This is a genomic window from Micromonospora sp. H61 (assembly GCF_018070325.1).
Lineage (GTDB): Bacteria > Actinomycetota > Actinomycetes > Mycobacteriales > Micromonosporaceae > Micromonospora > Micromonospora salmantinae.
Window position 1 is genome coordinate 125,117 of record NZ_JAGPXY010000002.1, and the last position, 24,081, is coordinate 149,197.

The 24,081-nt window shown below is 71.4% G+C and carries 23 protein-coding genes; 13 read left to right on the top strand and 10 right to left on the bottom strand.

Going from position 1 to position 24,081, the window contains the following annotated elements; genetic code table 11:
- Window positions 1–2: 2 nt before the first annotated feature.
- The gene (gene ftsH, locus KBX08_RS02080) at window positions 3–2,021 is read left to right on the top strand and encodes an ATP-dependent zinc metalloprotease FtsH (RefSeq protein ID WP_210780805.1); all 2,019 of its coding nucleotides are present in this window, start codon (window positions 3–5) and stop codon (window positions 2,019–2,021) included.
- A 34-nt stretch (window positions 2,022–2,055) separates the two neighbouring features.
- On the top strand, window positions 2,056–2,673 hold the full coding sequence (gene folE / locus KBX08_RS02085) for a GTP cyclohydrolase I FolE (protein WP_112674389.1): 618 nt from the start codon (window positions 2,056–2,058) through the stop codon (window positions 2,671–2,673).
- Window positions 2,674–2,781: 108 nt separating this feature from the next.
- Here folE and KBX08_RS02090 read toward each other — a convergent pair whose 3' ends face one another.
- Together KBX08_RS02090 and KBX08_RS02095 are read right to left on the bottom strand one after the other, a co-directional pair.
- The gene (locus tag KBX08_RS02090) at window positions 2,782–3,501 is read right to left on the bottom strand and encodes a hypothetical protein (RefSeq protein WP_210780806.1); all 720 of its coding nucleotides are present in this window, start codon (window positions 3,499–3,501) and stop codon (window positions 2,782–2,784) included.
- A 28-nt stretch (window positions 3,502–3,529) separates the two neighbouring features.
- On the bottom strand, window positions 3,530–6,091 hold the full coding sequence (locus KBX08_RS02095) for an FtsK/SpoIIIE domain-containing protein (RefSeq protein WP_210780807.1): 2,562 nt from the start codon (window positions 6,089–6,091) through the stop codon (window positions 3,530–3,532).
- A gap of 196 nt (window positions 6,092–6,287) precedes the next feature.
- Here KBX08_RS02095 and KBX08_RS02100 point away from each other — a divergent pair, with 196 nt between their 5' ends.
- Window positions 6,288–6,845: a hypothetical protein gene (locus KBX08_RS02100; RefSeq protein WP_210780923.1), complete on the top strand. Its 558-nt coding sequence runs from the start codon at window positions 6,288–6,290 to the stop codon at window positions 6,843–6,845.
- Between the two features lie 3 nt (window positions 6,846–6,848).
- On the opposite strand, the gene KBX08_RS02105 is transcribed toward KBX08_RS02100, so the two are convergent.
- The 7 genes from KBX08_RS02105 to KBX08_RS02135 all read right to left on the bottom strand — a co-directional run bounded on the left by KBX08_RS02105 (window position 6,849) and on the right by KBX08_RS02135 (window position 15,354).
- Window positions 6,849–7,448: a hypothetical protein gene (locus KBX08_RS02105; protein ID WP_210780808.1), complete on the bottom strand. Its 600-nt coding sequence runs from the start codon at window positions 7,446–7,448 to the stop codon at window positions 6,849–6,851.
- Between the two features lie 13 nt (window positions 7,449–7,461).
- Entirely contained in the window at window positions 7,462–8,640 is a 1,179-nt protein-coding gene (locus KBX08_RS02110; protein ID WP_210780809.1) for a M23 family metallopeptidase, read from the bottom strand.
- Window positions 8,637–9,194 carry a hypothetical protein gene (locus KBX08_RS02115; protein WP_210780810.1) on the bottom strand — a complete coding sequence of 186 codons (558 nt, stop codon included), beginning with the start codon at window positions 9,192–9,194 and terminating at the stop codon, window positions 8,637–8,639. Before KBX08_RS02115 ends, KBX08_RS02110 begins: the two co-directional genes overlap by 4 nt.
- On the bottom strand, window positions 9,191–11,140 hold the full coding sequence (locus tag KBX08_RS02120; RefSeq protein WP_210780811.1) for an MFS transporter: 1,950 nt from the start codon (window positions 11,138–11,140) through the stop codon (window positions 9,191–9,193). Before KBX08_RS02120 ends, KBX08_RS02115 begins: the two co-directional genes overlap by 4 nt.
- A gap of 1 nt (window position 11,141) precedes the next feature.
- Window positions 11,142–14,594 carry an ATP-binding protein gene (locus KBX08_RS02125; RefSeq protein WP_210780812.1) on the bottom strand — a complete coding sequence of 1,151 codons (3,453 nt, stop codon included), beginning with the start codon at window positions 14,592–14,594 and terminating at the stop codon, window positions 11,142–11,144.
- Window positions 14,595–14,664: 70 nt separating this feature from the next.
- Window positions 14,665–15,027, bottom strand: coding sequence for a hypothetical protein (locus KBX08_RS02130; RefSeq protein ID WP_053654782.1), 363 nt, complete (start codon window positions 15,025–15,027; stop codon window positions 14,665–14,667).
- A 12-nt stretch (window positions 15,028–15,039) separates the two neighbouring features.
- Complete coding sequence (locus tag KBX08_RS02135; RefSeq protein WP_030327982.1) at window positions 15,040–15,354, bottom strand: hypothetical protein; 315 nt, start codon at window positions 15,352–15,354, stop codon at window positions 15,040–15,042.
- A 356-nt stretch (window positions 15,355–15,710) separates the two neighbouring features.
- Between KBX08_RS02135 and folP the strand changes: the two genes are divergently transcribed.
- From folP to KBX08_RS02170, 7 genes are all read left to right on the top strand, one after another.
- Complete coding sequence (folP, locus tag KBX08_RS02140; protein ID WP_210780813.1) at window positions 15,711–16,607, top strand: dihydropteroate synthase; 897 nt, start codon at window positions 15,711–15,713, stop codon at window positions 16,605–16,607.
- A complete protein-coding gene (folB, locus tag KBX08_RS02145) occupies window positions 16,604–16,972 on the top strand; it encodes a dihydroneopterin aldolase (protein ID WP_210780814.1) in 369 nt (122 codons plus the stop codon). Before folP ends, folB begins: the two co-directional genes overlap by 4 nt.
- Entirely contained in the window at window positions 16,969–17,496 is a 528-nt protein-coding gene (folK, locus tag KBX08_RS02150; RefSeq protein WP_210780815.1) for a 2-amino-4-hydroxy-6-hydroxymethyldihydropteridine diphosphokinase, read from the top strand. The genes folB and folK overlap by 4 nt, the downstream gene beginning before the upstream one ends.
- 19 nt (window positions 17,497–17,515) lie before the next feature.
- Window positions 17,516–18,052, top strand: coding sequence for a DUF3180 domain-containing protein (locus KBX08_RS02155; protein ID WP_210780816.1), 537 nt, complete (start codon window positions 17,516–17,518; stop codon window positions 18,050–18,052).
- Between the two features lie 119 nt (window positions 18,053–18,171).
- A complete protein-coding gene (locus tag KBX08_RS02160) occupies window positions 18,172–19,386 on the top strand; it encodes an ABC transporter permease (protein ID WP_210780817.1) in 1,215 nt (404 codons plus the stop codon).
- Window positions 19,387–19,439: 53 nt separating this feature from the next.
- On the top strand, window positions 19,440–19,748 hold the full coding sequence (locus KBX08_RS02165) for a hypothetical protein (protein ID WP_091403607.1): 309 nt from the start codon (window positions 19,440–19,442) through the stop codon (window positions 19,746–19,748).
- A 125-nt stretch (window positions 19,749–19,873) separates the two neighbouring features.
- The gene (locus tag KBX08_RS02170; RefSeq protein ID WP_307850426.1) at window positions 19,874–20,305 is read left to right on the top strand and encodes a hypothetical protein; all 432 of its coding nucleotides are present in this window, start codon (window positions 19,874–19,876) and stop codon (window positions 20,303–20,305) included.
- A 41-nt stretch (window positions 20,306–20,346) separates the two neighbouring features.
- On the opposite strand, the gene KBX08_RS02175 is transcribed toward KBX08_RS02170, so the two are convergent.
- On the bottom strand, window positions 20,347–21,351 hold the full coding sequence (locus KBX08_RS02175) for an ABC transporter ATP-binding protein (RefSeq protein ID WP_210780818.1): 1,005 nt from the start codon (window positions 21,349–21,351) through the stop codon (window positions 20,347–20,349).
- Window positions 21,352–21,353: 2 nt separating this feature from the next.
- Here KBX08_RS02175 and KBX08_RS02180 point away from each other — a divergent pair, with 2 nt between their 5' ends.
- From KBX08_RS02180 to KBX08_RS02190, 3 genes are all read left to right on the top strand, one after another.
- Window positions 21,354–22,040: an ABC transporter permease gene (locus KBX08_RS02180; protein ID WP_091403225.1), complete on the top strand. Its 687-nt coding sequence runs from the start codon at window positions 21,354–21,356 to the stop codon at window positions 22,038–22,040.
- Complete coding sequence (locus KBX08_RS02185; RefSeq protein ID WP_210780819.1) at window positions 22,037–22,777, top strand: ABC transporter permease; 741 nt, start codon at window positions 22,037–22,039, stop codon at window positions 22,775–22,777. The genes KBX08_RS02180 and KBX08_RS02185 overlap by 4 nt, the downstream gene beginning before the upstream one ends.
- Window positions 22,778–22,977: 200 nt before the next feature.
- Entirely contained in the window at window positions 22,978–23,982 is a 1,005-nt protein-coding gene (locus KBX08_RS02190) for a glycine betaine ABC transporter substrate-binding protein (protein WP_210780820.1), read from the top strand.
- Window positions 23,983–24,081: the final 99 nt, after the last annotated feature.

Consider the following 24,081-nt stretch of genomic DNA (forward strand, 5'->3'; position numbering starts at 1 on the left):
GTATGGAACGTACGCGTTTCTTCCGCCGACCGGTGGTCTGGATCATCCTGGTCATCCTCGGCGCCGTTGTGCTCAGTCAGCTGTTCACCAGTGGTCCCAGCTACCACCGCGTGGACACTTCCGTTGCGCTCGATCAACTGCACACCGCCAAGATCAACAAGGTGGTCTTCCAGGACAAGGAGCAGACGCTCCAGCTGGACCTGGCCCAGAAGACCAAGTTCGGCAAGACCGAGACCAACAAGATCGAGGCCCAGTTCCCGTACCAGGTCGGCGACGAGATCTGGAACGAGGTGCTGGACGCCAAGGCGAACAACCGGGTCACCGGCCCGGCCGACGCCAAGGTCTCCTCGGACAGCATCTGGGTGAGCCTGCTGGTCAACCTGCTGCCGATCGCGCTGCTCGTGCTCCTGCTGCTGTTCTTCATGTCGCAGATGCAGGGCGGCGGCTCCCGGGTGCTCAACTTCGGCAAGTCCAAGGCCAAGATGATCACCAAGGACACTCCGAAGACGACCTTCGCGGACGTCGCGGGTGCCGAGGAGGCCGTCGAAGAGCTGTACGAGATCAAGGACTTCCTGCAGAACCCGGCCAAGTACCAGGCCCTGGGCGCCAAGATCCCGAAGGGCGTGCTGCTGTTCGGCCCGCCCGGCACCGGCAAGACGCTGCTGGCCCGCGCGGTCGCCGGCGAGGCCGGCGTGCCCTTCTACTCCATCTCCGGCTCCGACTTCGTGGAGATGTTCGTCGGCGTCGGCGCCAGCCGGGTCCGTGACCTGTTCGAGCAGGCCAAGACCAACGCCCCGGCGATCGTCTTCGTCGACGAGATCGACGCCGTCGGCCGGCACCGTGGCGCCGGCATGGGCGGCGGCCACGACGAGCGGGAGCAGACGCTCAACCAGCTGCTCGTCGAGATGGACGGCTTCGACACCAAGGGCGGAGTCATCCTGATCGCGGCCACCAACCGGCCGGACATCCTCGACCCGGCGCTGCTGCGCCCGGGCCGGTTCGACCGGCAGATCCCGGTGGACGCCCCCGACATGGAGGGCCGCAAGGCCATCCTGCGGGTGCACGCCAAGGGCAAGCCGTTCACGCCCGACGTCGACCTCGACGCGGTGGCCCGCCGTACGCCGGGCTTCAGCGGCGCCGACCTGGCCAATGTGATCAACGAGTCGGCCCTGCTCACCGCTCGCAAGGAGCAGCGGGCGATCAGCAACGACTCGCTGGAAGAGTCGATCGACCGGGTGGTCGCCGGTCCGCAGCGGCGGACCCGCGTCATGAGCGACAACGAAAAGAAGATCACCGCGTACCACGAGGGTGGTCACGCTCTGGTCGCCTGGGCGCTGCCGCACGCCGCGCCGGTGCACAAGGTGACGATCCTGTCCCGTGGCCGCTCGCTGGGCCACACCCTGGTGCTCCCGACCGAAGACAAGTACACCCAGACCCGCGCCGAAATGATCGACACCCTGGCGTACGCGCTGGGCGGTCGCGCCGCCGAGGAACTGGTCTTCCACGAGCCGACCACCGGCGCCGGCAACGACATCGAGAAGGCCACCCAACTGGCCCGCGCGATGATCACCCAGTACGGCATGAGCTCCAAGCTCGGCGCGATCAAGTACGGCACCAGCGGGGACGAGCCGTTCCTCGGCCGCAACATGGGCCACGAGCGGGACTACTCGGACTCGGTGGCCGCCGAGATCGACGGCGAGATGCGGGCACTGGTCGAGCTGGCGCACGACGAGGCCTGGGAGATCCTGGTGGAATACCGGGACGTCCTGGACAACATCGTGCTCGAGCTGATGGAGAAGGAAACCCTCTCCACGGCCGACATGGCGCGGATCTGCTCCCGGGTGGTCAAGCGCCCGCCGCTGGCGCCGTACAACGGCTTCGGCAAGCGCCAGCCCTCCACCGAGCCGCCCGTGCTCACCCCTGCGGAGAAGGACAAGCTCAAGGCGCAGGCCCAGGCCGACGGCGCGCAGGCGTCGGTCGGCGGCGTCGCGCCGTCCAACAACTCGGACGGCACGCACTGAGCAACGACCCGACGGCGACGACGAGCTGGACTACGTGGCCGCGCGGCTGATCAGCGGCAAACTGACCGGCCGCCCCGTCGAGGACGCGGTCGACCTCGGCCGGATCGAGAAAGCCGTCCGCGAGATCCTGATCGCGGTCGGCGAGGACCCGGACCGCGACGGACTCCAGCAGACCCCGGCCCGGGTCGCCCGTGCGTACGCCGAACTCTTCGCCGGCCTGCGGGTCGACCCGGCCCAGGTGCTCAGTACCACCTTCGAGGCCAACCACGAAGAGCTGGTCATCGTCCGGGACATCGACGTGATGAGCCTCTGTGAGCACCACCTGCTGCCCTTCCGGGGCAGCGCGCACATCGGCTACATCCCGGGCCCCGACGGGCGGATCACCGGCCTGTCCAAGTTGGCCCGACTCGTCGAGGTCTTCGCCCGTCGTCCGCAGGTGCAGGAACGGCTCACGTCGCAGGTCGCCGACCTGCTGATGAGCAAACTCGCACCACGCGGCGTCGTCGTCGTGCTCGAATGCGAACACATGTGCATGGCGATGCGCGGCATCCAGAAATCCGGTGCCAAGACCATCACGTCGGCCGTACGCGGCATCCTGCAGTCGGACTCCAAGTCGCGGGCCGAGGCGATGGCGCTGATCATCCCCCGCTGACACCCCGACGCACCACGGTCGGCCGACACCCATCCGGGACGGCCGGCCGTTGCGTTTCCCCCACCCGCCCGGCGTCGTTCCGGCCGGGCGGCCTTCCGGCCCGACGGGTCAGCCGGCGAGCAGCGCCAACAGCAGGCCGGCCGTGGCCAGCACCGCCGGCACCAGGCACACCAGCGCGCCGAAACGCACCGTACGGTCGAGCCGCTCGGTGGGGCTGACCCGGAACAACCGGCCAATGCCGATCCAACCGGCGACGAACGCGACCGCCGGCATCGGCAGCCCGCAGATCAACGCCGCCACAGTGGCCGGTCCCACCCCCGTCGTCGCCAGAACCACGACCTGGATCAGTGGCACCAGCAGCGCGAACGGCCCGTACACCAGGAGGTTGCGCGCCCGCGCGGGCCAGGACCCGGGCCGGAACCGGCGGCGCGCGGCCAGCGCAGCGTCCGCCGCCTCGGCCCAACCACGCGCCGTCCGCAGCGCCGCCAAAACGGCCGCCGGGCCACCCGCCATCGACCGGGCCGCCTCGGTCAGCTCCGGCGGCGACGGCACCAGGGAGATCGCCGGTACGGCCAACTCGCGCAGCCGTTCCTGCTGACTCGCCAGCCCGGTACGGACCACCGTCAACTCCTCCCGGGCGGCCTCCGCCGACCGGGCCTGCTCACCGGCAGCTGTAGCCGCGCCCCGGCGTACCCCGTCCAACTGGCGGGCGGCCGCAAGATACTCCGTCCAGGCAGCGCTGGGCTCGACCGCCCGCGGCGTCGCGTCCCCGGTCGCCGCAGCTGCCCGCTGCCGCCCCGGCCCGGTCACCGTCGCGATCGGATCCACCCCGACACCCTCCACCCGCGCCACCCGATCAGCCGGCCTCGTCGGCGAACGGCACCAGGACGGTGCCCCGCTCGTCCGGGCCGTCCCAGAGCACCGCCCGGTCGGAGCGCACCTGCCACTCGACCTGCCGACCGAAGACCGCAGTGAGCTGCGCGACCGGCACGTCCAGCACGGCCACCGCCGCCAGCTTGTCGACCTCGCCCGCCGGCTCGAACAACGCGGCGAAGGGCGGCACCGCACGCCACCAGCCCAACAGATGCCGCCCCGCCGGCGGCCCGTCCCGCAGGATCGACCGCAGCCGGTCCACCGGAAGCTCCCGAGGACCCGGCCGGTCCAACCCGAAGACCACAAGGTACGTCGGCAGGTCCTCGGCCGCGTCCGCGAGCAGCCTCGGCAGATCCACCAACTCGGCCGAATGCCGGGTCGCCAGATCGGCCGTCAACGCCTCCGCCAAGGCCCGGGCGCCCGGATCCGGTGCCGACACCAGGAAGCGGGCACTGCCCGGAGTGTGGTGAGCCGACGTGCTCCGCGCCGCCGTCGCCAACAGCCCGCCCGCCGCGGCGCCCGACCCCAGCACCGCGAGGTTGCGCCCGGCCGCCGGCCCCAACGGCACGGCCACCGTCGAGCGGGCCACATCCACCGCCCGGCCCAACAGGGCGGCCGGTCCGTGCGCCTGTCCCGCCAGGGCCGCCCGGTGGCGCGGATCGTTGGCCAGCATCGGCCGGGCGTAACCCGCGAAGACCACCGGCGGCACCGACCCGGCCGGACGGGCTTCCCACAACTCGTGCCGCAGCTTCTCCACGACCTCCGGATGATCCTGCGGGTCCGGGTGACGAATCAACCGTTCGTGACCCCGGATCGCACCCCGTGGGCCGCCGAGCCCGCCGGCCGTGTTCACCACCGCACTGCCCACCGGTAGACCGGCGGCCGAGTCGTTCGTCGGCTCCAACACCGGACTGCCACCCGGCAGCGCCACCCGTACCGGAAACTGCCCAAGCACCGAATCCCGATGACCAGCATCCGCGCGCGCACTCAGCCCCAACTCGCCCGCCCCCGCCAGGACCAGGTGCACGCCGTACGCCCGACCCGCCCGGGCCAGCCCGTCCAACTGCGCGGCCACCTCGGCGGCCAGCCGGTCCCGCTCGGCGAAGAGCAGCGGCACATTGTCCACCACACAGACGATCCGGGGCAGCGGCTGGTGCTGACGCAGCTCCGCGAAGCGTTGCCCCCCGGCCCGAACGCCCGCCTCCGTGCGGCGCTGGACCTCGGCCGTCAACTCGTCCAGCAGATCCCGGACGTACTCCCGGTCGGCGGCCATCGCTGCCGCGCGCACCTGCGGAACCCACGACCGGTCCCGCTCGGTCTGCAAGAACTCCACGAAGGACTCGCCGTCGCCGAGATCCGCCAGGTAGAACGCCAGGTCGTCCGGGCCGTACCGGGCGGCCAGGCCGAGTAGCGCGGTGGTCAGGAACGCCGCCCGGCCGGCCGCAGACCGGCCACTCACCAGCCAGTGCGGGGTCAACTCGGTGAAGCCCAGCGGCACCGACCGGCCCCCGGCGTCGCCGACGGTAGTGGTCAGCCCGTCGGCCGAATCCGATTCCCACAGTCGCTCGCCCGTCGGCGGCAGCAGAGCACCCAACGCCAACCGGGAACCCGCCTCCACCTGCTCGGCGAGCCGCCGACAGACCGCGTCGACCAGCTCGGCCGGCGGGTCCGACTCGACGAAGACCGGCGAGTTCAACCCGCCCGGCGGATCGGCACCCGGCCCCGCGAACGACGCCCCCGGCGGATCGCCGAGCAGCGCGTACGCATTCCGCAGCGCCAGCGAAGTGGTGTGCGGCAGTGGTGCGCGGGCCGAGTACGGGCCGGCGGGCGGCCAACCCGCCACCACCAGGTGCAGCCCAGCGGCCGGCCCCTGCTCGGCCAACGTCTCGATGCGCGCCAGATCGGTCGGGCCGGTCGACTCCGGCAGCGCGGCCACCACCAGCAGCAGCGTCCGATCGTGACGGCGTCGCCCACTCGCCCCCGGCGTCACCCACTGCTCCGCCTCGGTCAGCACCGCGCGCAGACCCGCCACGTCCACCGCCGGCGGCGGCAACAGGCCAGCATCCGCCAGCGCCCCGAACGGCGTCAGCACCGCGCCGGTGGCATCCACCGCGCGAATCAGCAGGGCACCCGCCGGTGCCGCACCCAACAACCGCAAAAGTACGGCCCGGAGCAAACCCGCCACCCGCGGCTCCCGCGCGTCAGCGTCCACGCTCAGGTGACCGGTGCCGACAAGTGGCACCAACGCGGGGAAACGAGCGTCGTCCAACGGCGCCGCAGTACCGACCCGAACGAACGGCGGCGGACCATCACCCGCCGGCGAGTCCACGGTGAGCGAGTCCAGTGCCGCGCCCGACCAGCCCGGTGCCAGCAGGGCCGCAGCCGTCCGTAACCGATCGGCCACCTCGTACTGGCGGCGCTGATCGGCCGGAGCCGGCCGCGTCTCGTCCAGGATGCCGGCAGCCGCTGTCGCGACGGCCGCCGCCCGACGGTGCAGGGCTGCGGCGCGGTTCGTGCGAGCCTTCGGACCGGCCACCGCGTCCACCCCCTCTACCCGAGGTTGGCAACCCCTCCCCAAGCAGAGACGGTATCCCAGCCGACGGTCCTCCTCCGGGAGGTGCCTCGGCGCTGCGACGGTGTTGTCGTGGATCTCACCGGTGGGGAAGGGGTCCGTCACGATCCGCTGGATCTGAGGCATTGGCTCCGGAGCGTCCAGCCGATAACTTCAGGAGGTGGAATCAGTGCAGCCCCCCGCCGGTTCCCAGGTCTCCCGCGTACCGGCCCAGCGGACACCGTCGGAGCAGCTGCCGCCCGCCCCGGCACCGCCGGCACCGCAGCCGCCACGCCGTCGAATGCGGACGGTGCTCACCGTCGTCGCGGGCGTGCTCGCGCTGCTCTGCCTCGGCGGGGTCGCCACCGCCCTGGTTTGGTACAACCGCGCCTCAACGCCCGACCGCAGCACGCCAGACGTGGTGGTGGACAACTATCTGCGCGCGTTCCTCGTGGATCGCAATGACGTAAGAGCAGACCTCTTCACTTGCGAGAGCGGGTCGCAGTTGGAGGCGTTACACGCTCTGCGAACCGATCTACTCGAACGGGAGCAAGAACTCAGCGTCACCATTCTCGTTAGCTGGGGCAGCCTTGACGTTGAATCCCATGGTGATACCGCCTCCGTTGAGACGGCAATCCGGCGCAGTGCCACTGTGGATGGCGTACCGCAAAGCCTGACGGATAACTGGCGGTTCGACGTTGTAAAGCAGGAGGGCTGGCGCGTTTGTGGCGGCCTGAAGCTAGGCTGATTTTCACTCAATCCATAAAAGGTGAACCGGAACTTCCAAGGTGGTGGGCGACTGGCCGCGCCAGGCCCAGCGGTACCACTCCACCTCGGGTGTGACTCGCACGCAGATGTCGCCTTCGGCGCCCGAGTAGGTCTCGGTGACCGCTCGAAGGTCACGGTGCTCCAGGCCACCCTCGACGTGCACCACCCGCCGACCGGTGACCGCGTCCGCTTCGAAGACCGGTGTGGGGGTCCGGTGTGCCGGGCCGTCCAGCGAGACCAAGCGGATGCCCGTGTCCCGGGCGTCGTCCACTCCCGGACGGCTGCCGACCGTCTCCACCCAGACCCGCTCCACCGGCACCAACGGCGCGAACACCTCGACCTGGTCGGCTTCGGCCCGGTACCACTCGTGCTCGGGGATCACCGGCACGTAGGTCCGGGCACTCTGCACCACCCGGTCGTCCGCGCGCAGGTCCCCGCGCCAACCCATCCCGGGCAGCCCGACCAGCACCCGTCGACCGCGTAGCTCGATCCGCTCCGTCGCGGGGACGATGGTCAGCGGTCTCGGCGGCTGCGGTGCCCAGTCCGGCTGGTCGGCGAACGGGTCGGGTAACGGTCCGGTCATACCCGTGGTGGCCTCACTCAGCGGCGCGCAGCGGGGCACCCCGCTCGCGCATGAACGGGACCGGGTTCACCGCGCCGGAGGCGTTGCGGTCGTTGCGCAGGTGCACCTCGAAATGCAGGTGCGGACCGGAGGAGTTGCCACTGCTGCCGACCTTGCCGATCACCTGACCGGCCGTCACGACCTGATCTTTCTTGACGAAGGGCTGAACCACCATGTGGCAGTACCGGGTGATGTAGCCACCGGCGTGCAGCAGGTCGACGAACCAGCCGCAGCCACCCTTGCCGGGGAAGCCGTCCACGTTGCAGTCCTGTCGGCCGCGGCGGTCCTCGTCGCAGGTGGAGACCAGCACCCGGCCGGTCGCTGCCGCACGGATCTCGGTGCCCTTGGCCGCGCCGATGTCGACTCCGTTGTGGCTGGGTCGGCTGGCGGTGCGGAAACCGGAGCCGACTCCGCCGGGGATCGGTGCGGTCCAGCCGGAGGCAGCGATCTGGCCGCGCTCGGCCGCGTTGCACACCGCCTTGCCGTTGATCTCGACGGTGCGGGCCGCGCCGCCGGCCAGCGCGTCCACGATCCGGCTGGCCACCTCTTCGTGCTTGGCGTACGCGTCCGGGTATGCGCTGACCTGGACCCGCTGCGCGACCACGGTCAGCGGTCGTTGCTGCCAACTCCCGACCTTGACGAGCTTCTCGTAGAACTTGCGGGCCGCGTACGCGGGGTTCAACCGCTCGGCGACGGTGCCCCACCCCGGCCGCTGCTGGAACAGGCCCAGCGAGTCGTGGTCCGCGCCAACGCCCTCGTGCGGCAGAGCCAGGGACTCGGGTACGCCGCTGTTGGCCAGGTTGCGTAGGGCGGACTCCTGCATCGCGGTGGCGAGGGCGACCACCCAACCTCGCGAAGGTACGCCCATGTCCTGGCCGACCTTGATGATGATCGCGGCATTGCGGACCTGGGTGTCGCCGTACTGGGCGAATCGCGGCAGCTTGCCGGCGATGTTTACCGCTCGGACCGGCCCGCACTCCATGCCTGCCATGGTGTCGCCGTTCTCGGCGTCGTCGCCTCCGAGCCCGGTGAGGAAGAACGCCGCGGTGCCGCCGGTGCAGCAGAGCAAAAGCAGCATCCCGGTGAGGACCGAGGCGACCACACCGAGCCGGAGCGGACCCCGGCGGGTTTTGGCGCTACCAACGTCGCTCATGGCCGCTCCCAGTCCAGAACGTCGACCAGCCAACCGTCATCGGAGGTGACCAGCTCCAACCGGAGCCCGCCGGCATCAAGGGGAAGCAGCAACTCGACGAACGTCTCGGTCCGCCCTCGCATGGTTGGAGGACCGGTGACCCTCTCGGCCGGCACGCTCTCGGGTTCGACGCCGGTCAACTTCTCTCTCAGCGTCGGCGTGGAAAGTGGCCGCAGACCAGCCTGCCACTCTTCGGTGGTCATCCCGGGACGGCCCAGCCATGCCTTGGCGAAGCGGTCGGCGGTCTGTTCGGGCGTGCGGGCGCCGGGCGACGTCACGGGTGACGGCGGAGCCGCGCTGTTGAGCAGGCCGTCATCGCCGGCCGTCGGGTCCACGGTGATGATCGGCCCATCCGGACGGCTACTCAACCCATCGGCTGAATCGCCCGGGTTGGAGATCAGCCTGGCCGCCCCGAGTACACCAACGACCACCACCCCGATCACCAGCGCAACGCCCAACCGGGACCGCAGCGCCCGGGTGAAGAGGAATTCCAGCGCCCGTCGCATGACCGTCACCTCGCCTCTGATCGCACCCGAGGTCCGGTGCGATCCGGTACACGCTCGGTTGAGCCCGGGCGGTAGACCACGAACGACGGATTCTCAGCCGGAACATCCGGCTCGGTCCAGGTCGCTGGCTGTCGGCGTCGAGGCTGCGGAGCGGTTGGGCGGCTCCGACCTCTGTCCTCCTCCGCCAGCGCCTCGTCGGGCCGCTCTCGACCGTCGGGGCGCACCGCGTCTGCGCGCCGGCCCTCGGCCCTAGCGGTCGGAACCGGAGCCGGGTCCTCCCGCCGCGCCTCGGGACGTAGCCGGGTCTGCGTTGCTTCGGGCGACCGTCGACGTCCGCCCACCGGTTCGGCGGTGCCGCCCGGCTCGGCTACGTCCAGCCGTGCGGCGGTCCGCATGTCGCGGAAGAACCGGCGGTGCCAGGACCCGGCCGAACTGACCGCTTCGCTGCTGTCCTTGCCGCCGAGTTGGGTGATCCGCCGGTACGGCCGCAGCAGCAGCCATCCGACCACCCCGCAGAGCCACACCAGCACCACCTGAAGCCAACCCGGCATGGTGGGGGTACCCATGATCAGATCGACGGCGAACAGGTAGATGGCTGCCCCGGTGCCGAAGATGGCGATGTTGAACAGCGCGGCGACCACAGCGTTCGCCAACCGCCGCAGACCGGCGCTGGCCGGCCGCAGTAGACCGATGGTGCCCAGGATGGGTGCCGCGATCACCGCCCACCGGAAGATCAGGAAACCCAGCAGGACCAGTAGCGACGCGGTCAGGTCGAACATCGCAAATAGTAGGGCCGCGAGCACGGCGATGAACCCTGCGCCGACCCGATCCATATCGCGTATGCCCTGGAGATATTCGTACGCCTCTGGATCCTCGGCCTTGATCTGCTGGGCCACCCGCGCCCACTGCTGCTGCTTTGCCTTGATCGTCGCTGGCCGAGTGGCCGGGTTGGCGCGTAGCTTCTCGGCCTCCTCCCAGGAAAGTGCCTTCGCGTCGTAGAGTGCCGGACCGTACTTACGGGCGGTCTCACTGTCGGCCGAGCCGAGCACTCCCCGGAGCCAGTTCCGGTACAGCATTGTCTCGGTAGCGGTGTCGCTTGCTCGGACGGCAGGGGCTCGTAGGTCCTTGCAGCGGTCAGGATCGATGCACCGCCCCGGGTCCGGCTCCTTAGCCTGCGGCCCAACGGCGTCATGCACCACTCCGAGGCTGGTGACAAGTGCCCCGTCGGCGATGTTTGCTGACTTGACCGGCCAAGCGGCCAGTGCCGTGACCGCGACCATCACCAGCAGCGCCCAGCCCGCGGTGGTCATCGCATTGCTCATGTCTGACTGGCGGGACCGCCAGAGTAGGTAGAGCCCCACCACACACAGGGTGACGATGCCGAAGACGCTGAACACCTTCTGGTACACGGCCTTGGTCGCCTGCTCGACAAGCGGGTCAGCCCATCCCCACATCGAACCGGGGTCCCAGGCGCGCTCTCGGAGCGCATTTGATGCGCCGATGATCGCCGTGGCGGCCATGAACTCGCCATTGGCGATCGTCGTGGTGAACTTGTAGTCCGGATGAAGCACGCTTGAGGCGCAGCCACCGTCGACATCATAGGTGTTATAGCTGTAGCCACCGTAGCCATAGAGGCTGTACCGACCAGCTACTCCATTCGCAGCCTCCGTCGGCGGCGCGGCGGCGAACCAGCCGGCGAGCCCGGAGTCAGGCGTACCCGGGGTTGGTGCGTTGCGGCAGGTGACCTGGTCGTCGGCGACCGCTTCTAGCTTCGCTACGCAGGCGCGGAAGTCGGCCTGCCATTCGGCGGTCGTGCAGAGGTCGGCGCGGGCCTGGGCGGCGGGCGGTGCGGCGGCTGCGGCCTCTGCACCGATCAGCGGCCAGGTGAGGGTGGCCCCGGCCAGTACGCCAAGGGCGAGCAGGAACGACGCAGTCCTTGCCCAGGCCCTAGCCATGTCACGCCTCCAGATCCGGCAGGGGGATGCTCGGCAGGACTCCGGCCGCCGCGGCGATCGCGGCGGGCGTCGTGTCGAGGTGGTCCAGCAGCCCTTCGACGTACGAGACGTCGACGCGAACCTTCTGCACCCGGCCGTCGACGTCGCGCATCACGAACTCGCGGAAGCCGAGCCGGCTGGACGAGCTGGTGTCGGCGGCGGAGAGCGAGGCGAGGGTGGCTTCGTACCCGTCGTTCACCGGCACCCGCAGCAGCCGTAGCGCTTCGGAGGCGATCTCGGCGTCCTCGGCGATGCGACCGACGAAGACGGTGGAGACGAGGTTCTGCACGTCGAGGCCGAGGATGTCTTTGGGGTTCTGGGAGGCGACCAGTGCGGCCAGGTTCCACTTGCGGGAGTCGCGGGCGAGTCGGACCAGGAAGGAGCGCCCGGACCGCCAGCCTTCCATGAAGTGCGCTTCGTCGAGGCCGACGAGTTTGCGGGACGACATCGAGCCGCCGTAGCAGCGCCGGACGGCGAGCCGGTGCGCGGTGTGCAGCATCGGCAGGGCCAGTGCTTCCTCGGCCGACCAGTACTCGCGTTCGATCTTGAGGTCGGGCAACCGTAGCCCGGCCATGGTGATCACGGTGAGTGCCGCGTCGGCACCGAGCAGCCCTTCCGGCGGTCGGCCGAAGAAGAGCATGGCCAGTGGCATCTCGGCGGTGTCCAGCAGGAGGTTGGCCAGTTCCTTGCCGGCGTCGTCGTCGAGCCGCCCGAGGCAGCTCACCACGTCGTCAAGGGTGGAGGTCTCCTCGGCGGGGACCTGGCGGACCGCGTGCCGGAAAAGGGTGGCGGTCGACGCCTCCCTGGCGACCTGCGGCGGAACGAGCATCATGCAGATGTCCTGGACCAGCATCCGCCGCTCGGCTCGGGCGTTGGAGACCGCGATCTCGAATTCCCGGTCGCCGGCGGCCCCGGTGCCGAACTCGGAGCGCAGCGGCGTCGGGATGAGCGAGTAGGGCGCCAGGGTGCCGTGCTCCGAGCCGGTCAGGTTCAACACCCGGGAGTACGGCCGCAGCTCGGGCATCGCGCAGAGGCGGGCCAACGGGCCGGATGGGTCGAGCAGGGTCACCTGGACACCTCGGCGGGCGGCCAGGTAGCCCAGGGCGCCGAGCAGTGTGGACTTGCCACCGCCCGGTTCGGCGACGAAGACCGCGAGCCCGGAGCGTTCCCGGACCTCCATGGGGAAGTGCAGATCGAGGAAGACCGGGCGGCGGCAGGTGCCGGCGGTTCGGCCGATCAGGTCGCCCCGCCGGTCGCCGACGTTGGATGCGGCCTGGGGGAGCGCGGCGGCGAGCAACGGCACCGGCATGCGGCGCACGTAGCCGGTGTTGGCGATCGGCTCGCCGGGGATGAACTCGCGGGCCAGCCAGTCCTGGTTCTTCGGGTGCTGCAGCGAGATGCGTAGCTCTCGGGAGTAGAGCTGGATGAGCCGGCGGGCCCGCTCCAGGCATTCCTCCCTGGTCCGGCCGCCGACCGCGATCCGGTGCCAGCCGTGCGCACGGGCCGAGTCGACCGGCAGGCCGGTGGTCATCTCGTCGCCGATCACCAGGGCGCGCTTGGCCAGTCGCTCCAGCTCCGGGGGCGCGTCGATGCCGTGTTCGGCGTAGTCGAGCTGTTGCGAGCGGATCATCCGCAGCCGGTGTTCGAGATTGCGGAAGGAGTCGCCGGAGCCGAGGATGTCGACGCGGGTGGAGATTTCCATCGGCCACGGCAGTCGCTCGTGGAAGTGCAGCCAGGGCTCGTGTCGTTCCGGGATCTCCAGCGGCTCCATCCGGCCGACCGCGAGCACTGCCACGTGCCGCTCCTCGCCGGTCATCCGGTTGACCAGCTTGACCGTCGAGCCGTACGGGGTGCGGTAGCGCTCGACCTGCTCGGTCATGGCGAGCAGGTCGCCGCGCTCCCAGCGCCCGTCGGTGACGGGGGAGAGGGTGCTCGGCGGCGACATGCACAGCGCCACCGAGCGGTAGAGCAGCCATTCCAGTTCCTGGGCGGTGACCCGCCGGCCGCGCATGCCGAACGCCCCGAGCACCTCGTCGAACTGTTCCACGGTGCGGCCCAGCTTGCGGCGTTCCCCATCGGCGGTGCCCCGGCCGAAGGTGCGCAGCAGCCGCTCGGTGAGGGAGTCGCCGAGGGAACGCCGGGCGAAGGTGACACCCAGGTAGGTCTGGCCCTCGGCGTGGTTGACCGCCATCAGGTGGCGTTGGGCGGCGACCAGGTGGTCGGCCCAGCCGGTGGTGCCGGGGACATCGGGCAGTGGCGCCGAGGTGTGCGTGTCGATGGTGCGCGCCCACTCGTCGGCGGGGAACGGCCGGGTGGTGCGGCGCAGGTGCAGTCGGAAGCCGGCCAGGCCGGCGTACTGCTCGGAGATCGCCGACAGCAGCGCCTCGCGCTCGGCGTCCGGCCGGAACGCCCAGCGGACCTCGGGCAGCCAGTACCAGGCGGTGACGGTGTTCGGCGTGAAGGTCAGGTGGCCGGCGATCTCGGTGATGGCCAGCTCGACAGACGGATCTCGATCCCCGAATTTGATCTTCGGAGCGCGAACCCGGGTCGGCTTGATCGGTCGGTCCGGTCGGCTCGCCGTGCGCTGTCGGGGTGCGGCGATCTCCTTGCCGGTGGCCGCGGTGCCGGTGCTCCTGGGCCGATCCGCTTCGGTGGCCCGGCGCGCCGTACGTTCGAGAGCTGGCCGATCCGCAGCCGTGATCATGGCCGGCTGCTCCGACGGAGCCGTGGACCGGCCGGCAGCGGCCGCCGGCTGGGGCGGCGCCTGAGCCGCCGGTCGGGCCGGCGACGTCGCTGTGGGGCGGCTGCCCGGCACGGTGTTGGCGGGTCGGCGGACGGAACCGGTGGTCGCCGACGGCGACCCGCCGCCGGTGGCCGGGTAGGGCTCGTCCGGCGGACGCAGCATCGGTCGTCGATCGCCGGCCTGGTGCGGCACCCGGGACTCGCTGGCCGGGTGGCCGCCACCGTGTCGTGGCTCGACGGGTCGGCCACCGTTGCCGGGCGGGTCGGCCGGCGTCCACGGTGGCTCGAGCTCGGGAACCGCGCGGGGTGGTGCCGGGCTGGCGGTGGGTGGCGGCTGATGCGGGATCGCCGGCTGCTCGCGGGTGCTGGGGCCGGCGGTGACGGCTCGTGGCGAGGTGGGTCGCCCCCCGCCGCCGAAGAGGTCCAGGAAGGGGGAGTCGATGTCGGCGTTCTCGCCGGCCGACACGGCGGTGGGCTCGGCCGGTGGCGTCCGGCGAGGGACCGGCCGGGGTGCCTGGAAGACGCCGACGGCACCATGGCCGGGCGACGTCACCAGCGCGGGGTCGAGGGCAACCTCGTCCTCGCCCTCGGTGTAGTCGAACGAGTGCGCACGGTGACCTGCCGGCGCGCCCGGGCGGCCGGCCGGGGAGCCCGGCGTGGAGGAGCGGCTCATGCGACCGCCTCGGCGAGTGTCGGCAAACCCCTGCCCGCGTCCTGCGAAGGACCGTTCGACGTACGTCCGGTCATGCCAGCTCCTCCCTAATCCTGATCCGGCTGCCGACCAGGCGCGGATCGCGCTGCTCGACCGCCGGCTCCCGGGTGCGTCGCCAGTCGGTCAGCGCGGTGCGGATGACCACCCGCGCCGGCCGATCGGGGTCGACGTGCCGGAAGATGAACGACGTGGTCACGATGGCGAGCGCGATCTCCCAGGCTGGGAAGAGCTCGACCGTCAACGTGAACAGCCAGTGGATGAACATGTAGAGGGGGACCAGCAGCATGAAGAGCCCGTACTGGGCGTAGGGCAGGTGGACCGGAAGGGTGTAACCGGGCGGCCCGAGGTAGACCAGGCGGGCCCGGTAGATGTCGTCGTCGGTGCGCAGCCGCATCTGGTGAAGCGCCTATTCGAAGATCAGGTCGATCAGGTAATCGCCGACGAAGAAGAGTGTTGCCGCGCCCGCGATGAAGGCAAGCCCGACGATGGCGATCGCGGAGCTGGTCAGCACCTTGGAGATCTCGCCTCGGCTGGCACGGCCGATGAAGATGACGCCCAGGACGGCGAGCAGGATCGGCGCGATCTTGCTGGCGAAGAAGGTGACGACACTGTTGGTGTCGATCCCCTTCGGTGCCGGCTCCGCGAGTGGAGCCGACGCCAGGGTGGAGAGCGCGTGGGCGACGCCGGACGACGCCGTCTCCATGAGCTCGAAGGCGATCACTGGAACCTCCCCATAGCGCGGCCGGCGGTGCCGCGGCGGTGCAATAGGCAAGCCTGGCGGGAAAAGTGCTCCACAGGGCATGGCGTTCTTGACCCTGTGTTCGTTACTCACCACGGAGGGTGGCGAGGTTTGGGCGGTTTTCCCCCGCTTCGGCCCTCCCTCCAAGCTTCGCCATCTCGATGCTGGCCAATTCCAAAGCGTACGGGCCGCCCCGGATTGCGACAAGCCGCGAAGGGGCTGCCCGATACTGCCCGGATGACCGATCGTACACCTGTTCTAATCGGCACGTCAGGGGCAGTGGTGCGGGGCCTACCCGGGTCGCTGGGCGCCGCCGCCGCGACCGGTACCGTCTAGTCGTGACCGATCTGGTGCGGGCTTCGGGCCCGGTGGTGATGGGCGTCCTCAACGTCACACCGGACTCCTTCTCCGACGGCGGACGGTACGCCGACCTGGACGCCGCCGTCGGACACGGCGTCCGTCTACGCGACGCCGGTGCGCACCTGGTCGACATCGGTGGCGAGTCGACCCGTCCGGGCGCCGAGCGGATCGACGCCGCGACCGAGGCCGAGCGGGTGTTGCCGGTCATCCGCGAGCTGACCGCCGCCGGCGTGGCGGTCAGCGTCGACACCAGCCGCGCGCGGGTCGCGGAGGCCGCCCTGGCCGCCGGCGCGGCGGTGGTCAACGACGTCTCCGGTGGCCTGGCCGACCCGGACATGGCCCGGGTGGTCCGCGACGTGAACTGCCCCTGGGTGCTGATGCACTGGCGTGGGCACTCCCGTGCCATGCGCGAGTTGGCCACCTACACCGACGTGGTGGCCGACGTCCGGGCCGAGTTGGCCCAACGGATCGACACTGCGCTGGCCGCCGGGGTGGCGGCCGACCGCCTCATCGTCGACCCCGGGCTCGGCTTCGCCAAGACGGCCGCGCACAACTGGGAACTCAGCGCCCGCCTGCCGGAGTTGCTGGATCTCGGCTACCCGCTGCTCTTCGGCGCGAGCCGCAAGTCGTACCTCGGTGGGTTGCTCGCCGCCGCGGACGGCACGCCGCGACCGACCGCCCAGCGGGAGGCGGCCACAGTGGCCACCAGTGTGCTGGCGGTCGCCGCGGGCGCCTGGGGCGTACGCGTGCACGACGTGCAGGCCACCGCCGACGCGCTCGCCGTCTGGGCGGCGACCGGCAGCCCCCGCCTGGCCGTGCCGCCGCACGACAGCAAGCGGACGCAAGACGATCACGAGCAGGGGGTACGGCGATGACGGCGGACCGGATCCAGCTGACCGGCCTGCGGGCGCGCGGTCGGCACGGGGTGTACGACTTCGAGCGCGAACAGGGGCAGGACTTCGTGGTCGACGCCGTCCTGGAGTTGGACCTCGGCCCGGCCGCGGCCAGCGACGACGTCACCGCAACGGTGCACTACGGCGAGCTGGCCGAACGCCTGGTGGCGGTGGTGACCGGCGAGCCGGTCAACCTGATCGAGACCCTCGCGGACCGGCTCCTCGCGGTCTGCCTGGCAGACGTTCGGGTCGACGCGGCGACGATCACCGTGCACAAGCCGGAGGCTCCGGTGCCGCACACCTTCACCGACGTGGCCGTCACCATGACCCGGGCGCGTACCCGGTGACCCGGGCGGTCCTCTCGCTCGGCAGCAACCTGGGCGACCGCCTGGAGCACCTGCGCACGGCCGTCGCCACCCTCGGCGACGCGGTGCTCGTGCTCTCCGGGGTGTACGAGACTCCACCGTGGGGCGACACCGATCAGCCCGCGTACCTCAACGCGGTGGTCCTCGTGCAGGACGAGAGCGCGACCCCGCGCGACTGGCTGGAGCGGGCCCGCGACGCGGAGCGCGCGGCCGGCCGGGTCCGCGACCCGCAGCGGCGGTTCGGGCCGCGCACCCTCGACGTGGACGTGATCGCGGTCTGGGGCGACGACGACGAGCCGGTGTTCAGCGACGAGGAGGAGCTGACCCTGCCGCACCCCCGGGCGCACCTGCGCGCCTTCGTGCTGCGTCCGTGGATCGACATCCAGCCGTACGGTCGGCTGCCCGGTCACGGCTGGCTGACCGACCTGCTGACCACCGGCCCGGCGGCGGACGACGCGTTGGAACTGCGTCCCCGGCCGGAGTTGGCGTTAGAGTCGACGGCATGACCGAGCGGAACCGGCCGGCATGACGCAGGCGAAGCCCCCACCCCGCGGGTCGGGCCCGGACGGGTCGCGGATGGGCCCCACCCGGATCTCGACCCTGGTCGTGGCCGGCCTGGCTGCGGCGGCGGTGGCCTGGCTGCTGATCAGCACCCTCTACTACAGCGGCATTCCCCGGCTGCCCTGGCTGCCGGTGGTGACGCTGGCCGGGCTCGCCGTGCTGGAGGCGTACGCCGCCGTCAACACCCGGGGCCGGATCGAGCGCAAGCCGGGTCGGGAGCCGGTCAATCCGCTGTTGGTCGCCCGCTTCGTGGTGTTGGCCAAGGCGTCGGCGCTGGCCGCCGCGATCTTCGCGGGCTTCTACGCGGGGCTCACCGGCTGGCTCTTCGTGGAGACCACCCGTGCCGCCCTGGACGATCGACCGGCCGCCGGCGGGGGCCTGCTCGCCTCGCTGGCGCTGGTCGGCGCCGCGCTCTGGTTGGAGCGCTCCTGCCGGGTGCCGGAACGCCCCGACGACGAGCGCGAGCAGGACCCTCGGGAGAACCGCCCCGGCCAGCGCTGAGCAGGGGGTTACGCCCGGCTGCGGTCGCGGGTACGGTGCCTGCGATCGGAGAGCAAGGGCCACCCAGGGTCCGTCCGTGCGCCGGACTGGGGACGGTCGGCCACTGGGGAGGCGGCGTCATGGGGTACGAAGAAGCGGGCCGGGACCGGTCGGCCGAACCCTCGTCGGGGGTGCCGGCCGCTGTCCTGGACAACGTCTTCGACGATCCCACCCACGGTGAGCCCGGCCGGGATCGGATCGGCGTACACCTGGGGTGGGAGCTGCTGCTGCTGGCCGGGCTGGCCGCCGTGAGCTGGCTGCTCTGGCGGGAGGATCCGGCCGCGGTGCGCGACGGCAACCTGCGCACGCTGCTGATCGACGCGGTCGGGCTGGGGTTGCTCGCCCTGGCCGCCGGGCTGAGCCTGCGGACGGCCGCGCCGAACCTGGCAGTCGGCCCGATCGCGGTAGCGGCAGCCCTGCACTACGCCGAGCAGGGTGACCGGGGCCTGCCGGCGTCCCTCGGCCCGGCTGTGGCGGTCGCCGCGGTGGGGGGACTGGCGCTGGCGCTGGCCGTGGTGGTGCTGCACGTGCCGGGCTGGGCCGCCAGCCTGGCCGGCGCCGCCGCCGTGGTGGTGTACATCGAACGTCGATCGGCGCCCGTGCTGGTGCAGGGCGACTACGACCCCACCGGCAGCGCCGGTTACCTCTTCGCCGGCTTCGCCGCGGTGGCCGTCCTGGGTGGGCTGTTCGGCGCGATCCGGGCGATCCGCCGGCTCGTCGGCCGGTACCGACCGATCGCCGACCCGGCCCGTCGGCGGGGCGCGGTGGCCGCCGTGGTGACCGCCGTCGCGTTGGTCGTCTCCACGGTGTTGGCCGCTCTGGCCGGCATCCTGCTCGCCGCCAACGACCCCGGGCCGGTGGCGCCCACCTCGGGGCTGGACTGGACGGTGCTGGCCATCGGCGTGGCAGTGCTCGCCGGCACCAGCGCGTACGGCCGCCGGGGCGGTGTGTTCGGCACGCTGTTGGCGGTCGGCCTGGTCACGGTCTTTCAGGTGTACGCGCCGGAGCGCGGCTGGACGCTGAGCAACTGGGTGGTCGGCGGGGCGGCGCTCGGCGTCGGCCTGCTGGCCACCCGGCTGGTCGAGACGCTCGGGCGGCCCCGAGCGGGCAGCCCTGAGCGGGTCGAGCCGGTCGGCGACGGCACGATCAGCTCGGGCTGGACCACGCCGCAGCCGCAGTCCGTCGACAACTGGCCTCCCACGCTGCCGACGCAGGCCGCGCCGCAACCGATCGACCCGTGGCGGGATCCGCGGTGGGAGGACAGCCCGCGACGGTGGGACACCGACGAGCGGTGAGCCGCGTCGCGTCCGCCGAGCCGGAGCTGATCTCGACCGTTAGGCTCGGCGACATGACCGACTCACCTGCCGCCACCCCGGGCGGAACCTCGTTCGAGGAGCTTGACGCGCTGTCCACCGAGGAGCTGCGGGAGCGGGCGTTCGCCCGGGCCCGGGAGCATCGGGACGTGGGCTTCTTCTGGTCGGTGCTGCGCCACCTGCCGAACGCGGACGAGGCCACGGTGCTGGATGGCGCCCCGAACTCGATCGGCCCGACGATCGACGAGGCCAACGCGCTGTGGCGGGAGCTGACCGGTCACGGCTACGAGGAGTCGGCGCCGCTGCTGCGGGCCGCCTTCATCGACTACCTGATGAAGCACTGAGCCGCTCGGGGCAGCCCAGGTCCGTCCGAGCCACCGGTTCGGGGCCTGGGCGGATCGCGTCGCTCATCCACCGTTCCGGCCCGGTCAGCCGCTACGGCACGGCCGCCGGCACCGGCGCGCTCGCCGTGTTGCTGTTGGTCGGGATCTGCGGCAGTCCGGCGTACACCGGCTGGGCCGTCACACTGACCGACCCGGAGTCGGGCGGGGCGTTCTACGCGCGCCTGCTCGCCTGGCCAGCCTGGCGGCTCGACGCGGACGGGCAGGCCGGCGGGTTGTTCGCCGCCGACCTGCGAGCCGTGCTGCTGGTGGTCCTCGCGGTGGCGCTGCTCTACCTGTTGCCCGCCGCTCAGGTCGCCCGGGTGCCCGGCCCGGTCAGCCAGTTCTTCTCCGGCTGGGCCGCGTACGTGCTGGCTGGCGGGCTGGCCGCCGTGTTGGCGGCGCTGCTCGGCCCGGCACCGTCACTGCTGGGGGCCCTACAGGACGCCAGCACCGGTGCCGGTTACGGCTTCCTCACCGGGTGGATCATCGGCATCGCCAGCCTCGGCGGTCGCGCCTGACCCGGCCGGGCGCGACGGTCGTACCTGCCCCGGCCAGGGGGTCAGCTGGTCGGGCGGCCGAGGTCGAGGAGGCGCTGTCGGCTGAGCGCGCCCACCGGCTGGCCGGCGTCGGTCACGAGGAGCCGGTCCCGGCCCGAGGTGAGCAGGACCGCCAACGCGTCGTACGCCGAGCCGTCGACAGCGACGGTGGGCAGGTCCGGTGCGGCGTCCTCGGGCACCGGCTCCAGCGCCTCCCGGTCGAGCGGGGTGACCGCCAACCGGCGGATGCCCCGGTCGGCGCCGACGAACTCGCGTACGAACGCAGTGGCGGGTGCGCCGAGCAGTGCGGCCGGAGTGTCGTACTGCTCCAGGTGCCCGCCCTCGGAGAGGACCGCGATCCGGTCACCGAGCCGAACGGCCTCGTCGAGGTCGTGGGTGACCAGCACGATCGTCTTGCGCACCTCGGCCTGGAGGCGCAGGAACTCCTCCTGCAGGCGGGCCCGGACGATCGGGTCGACGGCCGAGAACGGCTCGTCCATCAACAGCACCACCGGGTCGGCGGCGAGCGCGCGAGCCACCCCGACCCGCTGCCGCTGGCCACCCGACAGCTCGTGCGGGTAGCGCCCGCCGAACTCCGCCGGGTCCAGCCCGACCAGGTCGAGCAGCTCGTCGACCCGGGCCCGGGTCTGGCCCTTGGGCCAGCGGAGCAGGCCCGGCACGGTGGCCACGTTGGCTCGCACGGTCTGGTGTGGAAAGAGACCGACGTTCTGGATCACGTATCCGATTCGACGGCGCAGTCGCACCGGGTCGACGTTCGTGACGTCCTCGTCGCCGAGCGTGATGCGACCGGCGGTCGGTTCGATCAGGCGATTGATCATCCGCAGCACCGTCGACTTGCCGCAGCCGGACGGGCCGATCAGCACCACCAGCTCGCCGGCCCGGACCTCCAGGCTGAGGTCCCGGACAGCTTCGGTGCCGTTCGGGTAGCGCTTCTGGATGCCCTCCAGGGAGATCGACGCCGCGCGAGGGGACTGGGCCACGCTGGCAGCCTCCGGGGTAACGTCCACGTATGTCCTTCCGCCTGAGCTACCGGGCCGACCCGGGTAACCCCTGGTTCTCCTGGCAGTACGTGCGGGACAACTCTGACACGATCCTCGCCGCGGTGCGCGAACACGCCTCCCTCACCGGCCGAGCGGTGTTGATAGCGGTGCTGATCGCCCTGCCGTTGTCAGTGCTGGCGTACTGGGTCCGTCCGCTCGCCGGTCCGATCCTCGCTGTCAGCGGGGTGGTCTACACCATCCCGTCGTTGGCGCTCTTCGCGTTCATCGCCCCCTACCTGGGCACCGGGGCGACCACGGTGCTGGTCGGGCTGGTCCTCTACGCGCTGCTGCTGATCGTGCGCAACGTGGTGGCCGGTCTCAATCAGGTGCCTCCGGAGGTTCGCGAGGCCGCCGAGGGCATGGGTTACGGCCGCTGGAGGCGGCTGTTCCGGATCGACCTGCCGCTGGCGCTGCCGGGCATCGTCACCGGCGTACGGCTGGCGACGGTCTCGACTGTGGCGTTGGTCACGGTCGGGGTGCTGGTCGGGCACGGCGGGCTCGGGCAGTTGATCTTCGCGGGCTTCCAGAACAACCTCTACAAGGCCGAGATCATGACGGCCGCCCTGCTCTGCGTGGCGCTCGCTGTCGTGCTCGACCTGTTGCTCATCCTGGTCGCCCGACTGGTGACTCCCTGGTCCACCCGGAGGGCACGGTGACCGTCGCGGAAAACCCGATCGGGCAGGCCATCACCTGGATCAACGACCCACTGAACTGGACGAACCCCGGCGGCATGCTGGACCGACTCGGCGAGCACCTGACGATCTCCGCCCTGGCGGTGGCGCTCGGCTGCCTGGTGGCCTGGCCGCTCGGGCTCTGGTTGGGGCACCTCGGTCGAGGTGGCGGCCTCGTGGTGCTGATCTCCAACGCGACCCTGGCCATCCCCACCCTGGCGCTGCTGACCATCCTCCCGGTCGTCTTCGCCAGCGGCTTCGGGAAGACACCGGTCGTGGTGGCACTGGCTGTCTTCGCCGTGCCGCCGCTGCTGGCCAACGCGTACACCGGGGTGCGGCAGGTGGACCCGGAGGCCCGCGACGCGGCCCGGGGGATGGGTCTGTCCGGCGGGCAGCTGCTGCGCCGGGTGGAGTTGCCGCTCGCGGTGCCCTACCTGGCGGCCGGCTTCCGCACCGCGGCGGTCCAGGTGATCGCGACCGCGGCGCTGGCCTCCTTCGTCAACGGCGGCGGCCTGGGCCAGATCATCCGGACCGGCTTCGGTATCGGTATCGCGGCCGGCGGCGGGCAGATCGTCGCCGGCGGTGTGCTGGTGGCCGGGCTCGCGTTGCTGGCCGAGGTGGTCCTCGGCGGCGTCGAACGGCTGGTCACCCCCAAGCCGCTGCGGCGCGGGCGGCAGCGCCTCGGGCGGCCCCGGGCCGCCGACGCCACCGGGAGCGCCTGACCCGTCCGGGTGAGAGCGCGGCGAGCTGACGACCCACGCCCGTCAAATCGGTGACGATGGGGTGACGAAGTCCATCCCAAGTTGTCGGTCGGTTCCGGAGCATGTTGGGTGGACATTCGCGGGCGGCCGACAGTCAGGATCGCCCGTCGGACACGCGGCCGGCCCGGAACGGGCCGCGCCGGGACACGGAAGGCGGGCACATGCGCGCACGTACACGTCTGGCGATCGGGGCGGTCAGCGCCGTCGCCGGGGCAGCACTCCTCACCGGCTGCGGTGACGCCGGCTCGTCCGGCACCGACGCACCCCAGACGAGCGCCTCCGGCGCCGGGTGCGCCCCGGTCGCCGGCCAGCAGCTCATCGCTCTGCAGGACGACAAGAAGCTCCAGAACTCCGACAACGTCATTCCCGCTGTCAACAGCAAGGCGGCGAATCCGCAGCTGATCGCCGCACTGGACAAGGTCTCCGCCGCGCTCGACACCCCGAAGCTGATCCAGCTCAACAAGGCCGTCAACGAGGACCGCAAGACCCCCAAGGTGGCGGCCGAGGAGTTCGCCAGCGCGAACAACCTCACCGCGGGCATCGCCAAGGGGCCGGGCGGTGACATCACTGTGGGCGCTGGCAACTTCGCCGAGAGTCAGATCCTGGGCGAGCTGTACCGGATCGCGCTCACCGCCGCCGGCTACCAGGTCAAGGTGCAGCAGATCGGCAACCGGGAGCTCTACGCGCCGGCCCTGGAGAAGGGCGAGATCCAGGTCGTCCCGGAGTACGCGGCGACCATGGCCGAGTTCCTCAACACCAAGGCCAACGGCCAGAACGCCCAGCCGATCTCCTCGCCGGACGTCAACACGACGGTGACCGCGCTGAAGGCCGAGGGCGACAAGGCCGGCCTCACCTTCGGCACCCCGGCCGCCGCGCAGGACCAGAACGCCTTCGCGGTGACCCAGGCATTCGCCGACAAGTACGGCGTGCGGACCCTCTCCGAGCTGGCCGCGAAGTGCTCCGGTAGCGCGACAGTGCTGGGTGGCCCGCCGGAGTGCGAGCAGCGTCCGTTCTGCAAGCCGGGCCTGGAGAAGACCTACGGGCTGTCGGTCGGCAAGTTCTCCTCCCTGGACCAGGGCGGGCCGCTGACCAAGAGCGGGCTGCGCGACGGCTCGATCAGCGTGGGTCTGATCTTCTCCTCGGATGGCGCCTTCGCCACCAGCTGAGCCCTTTCCGCACGTGCTGAGGACGCCCCCGCCCCCGACCGGGCGGGGGCGTCCGCACGTCCCGGGGACCCCGTTCCCTCCGGTGGATATCGTGGGTAG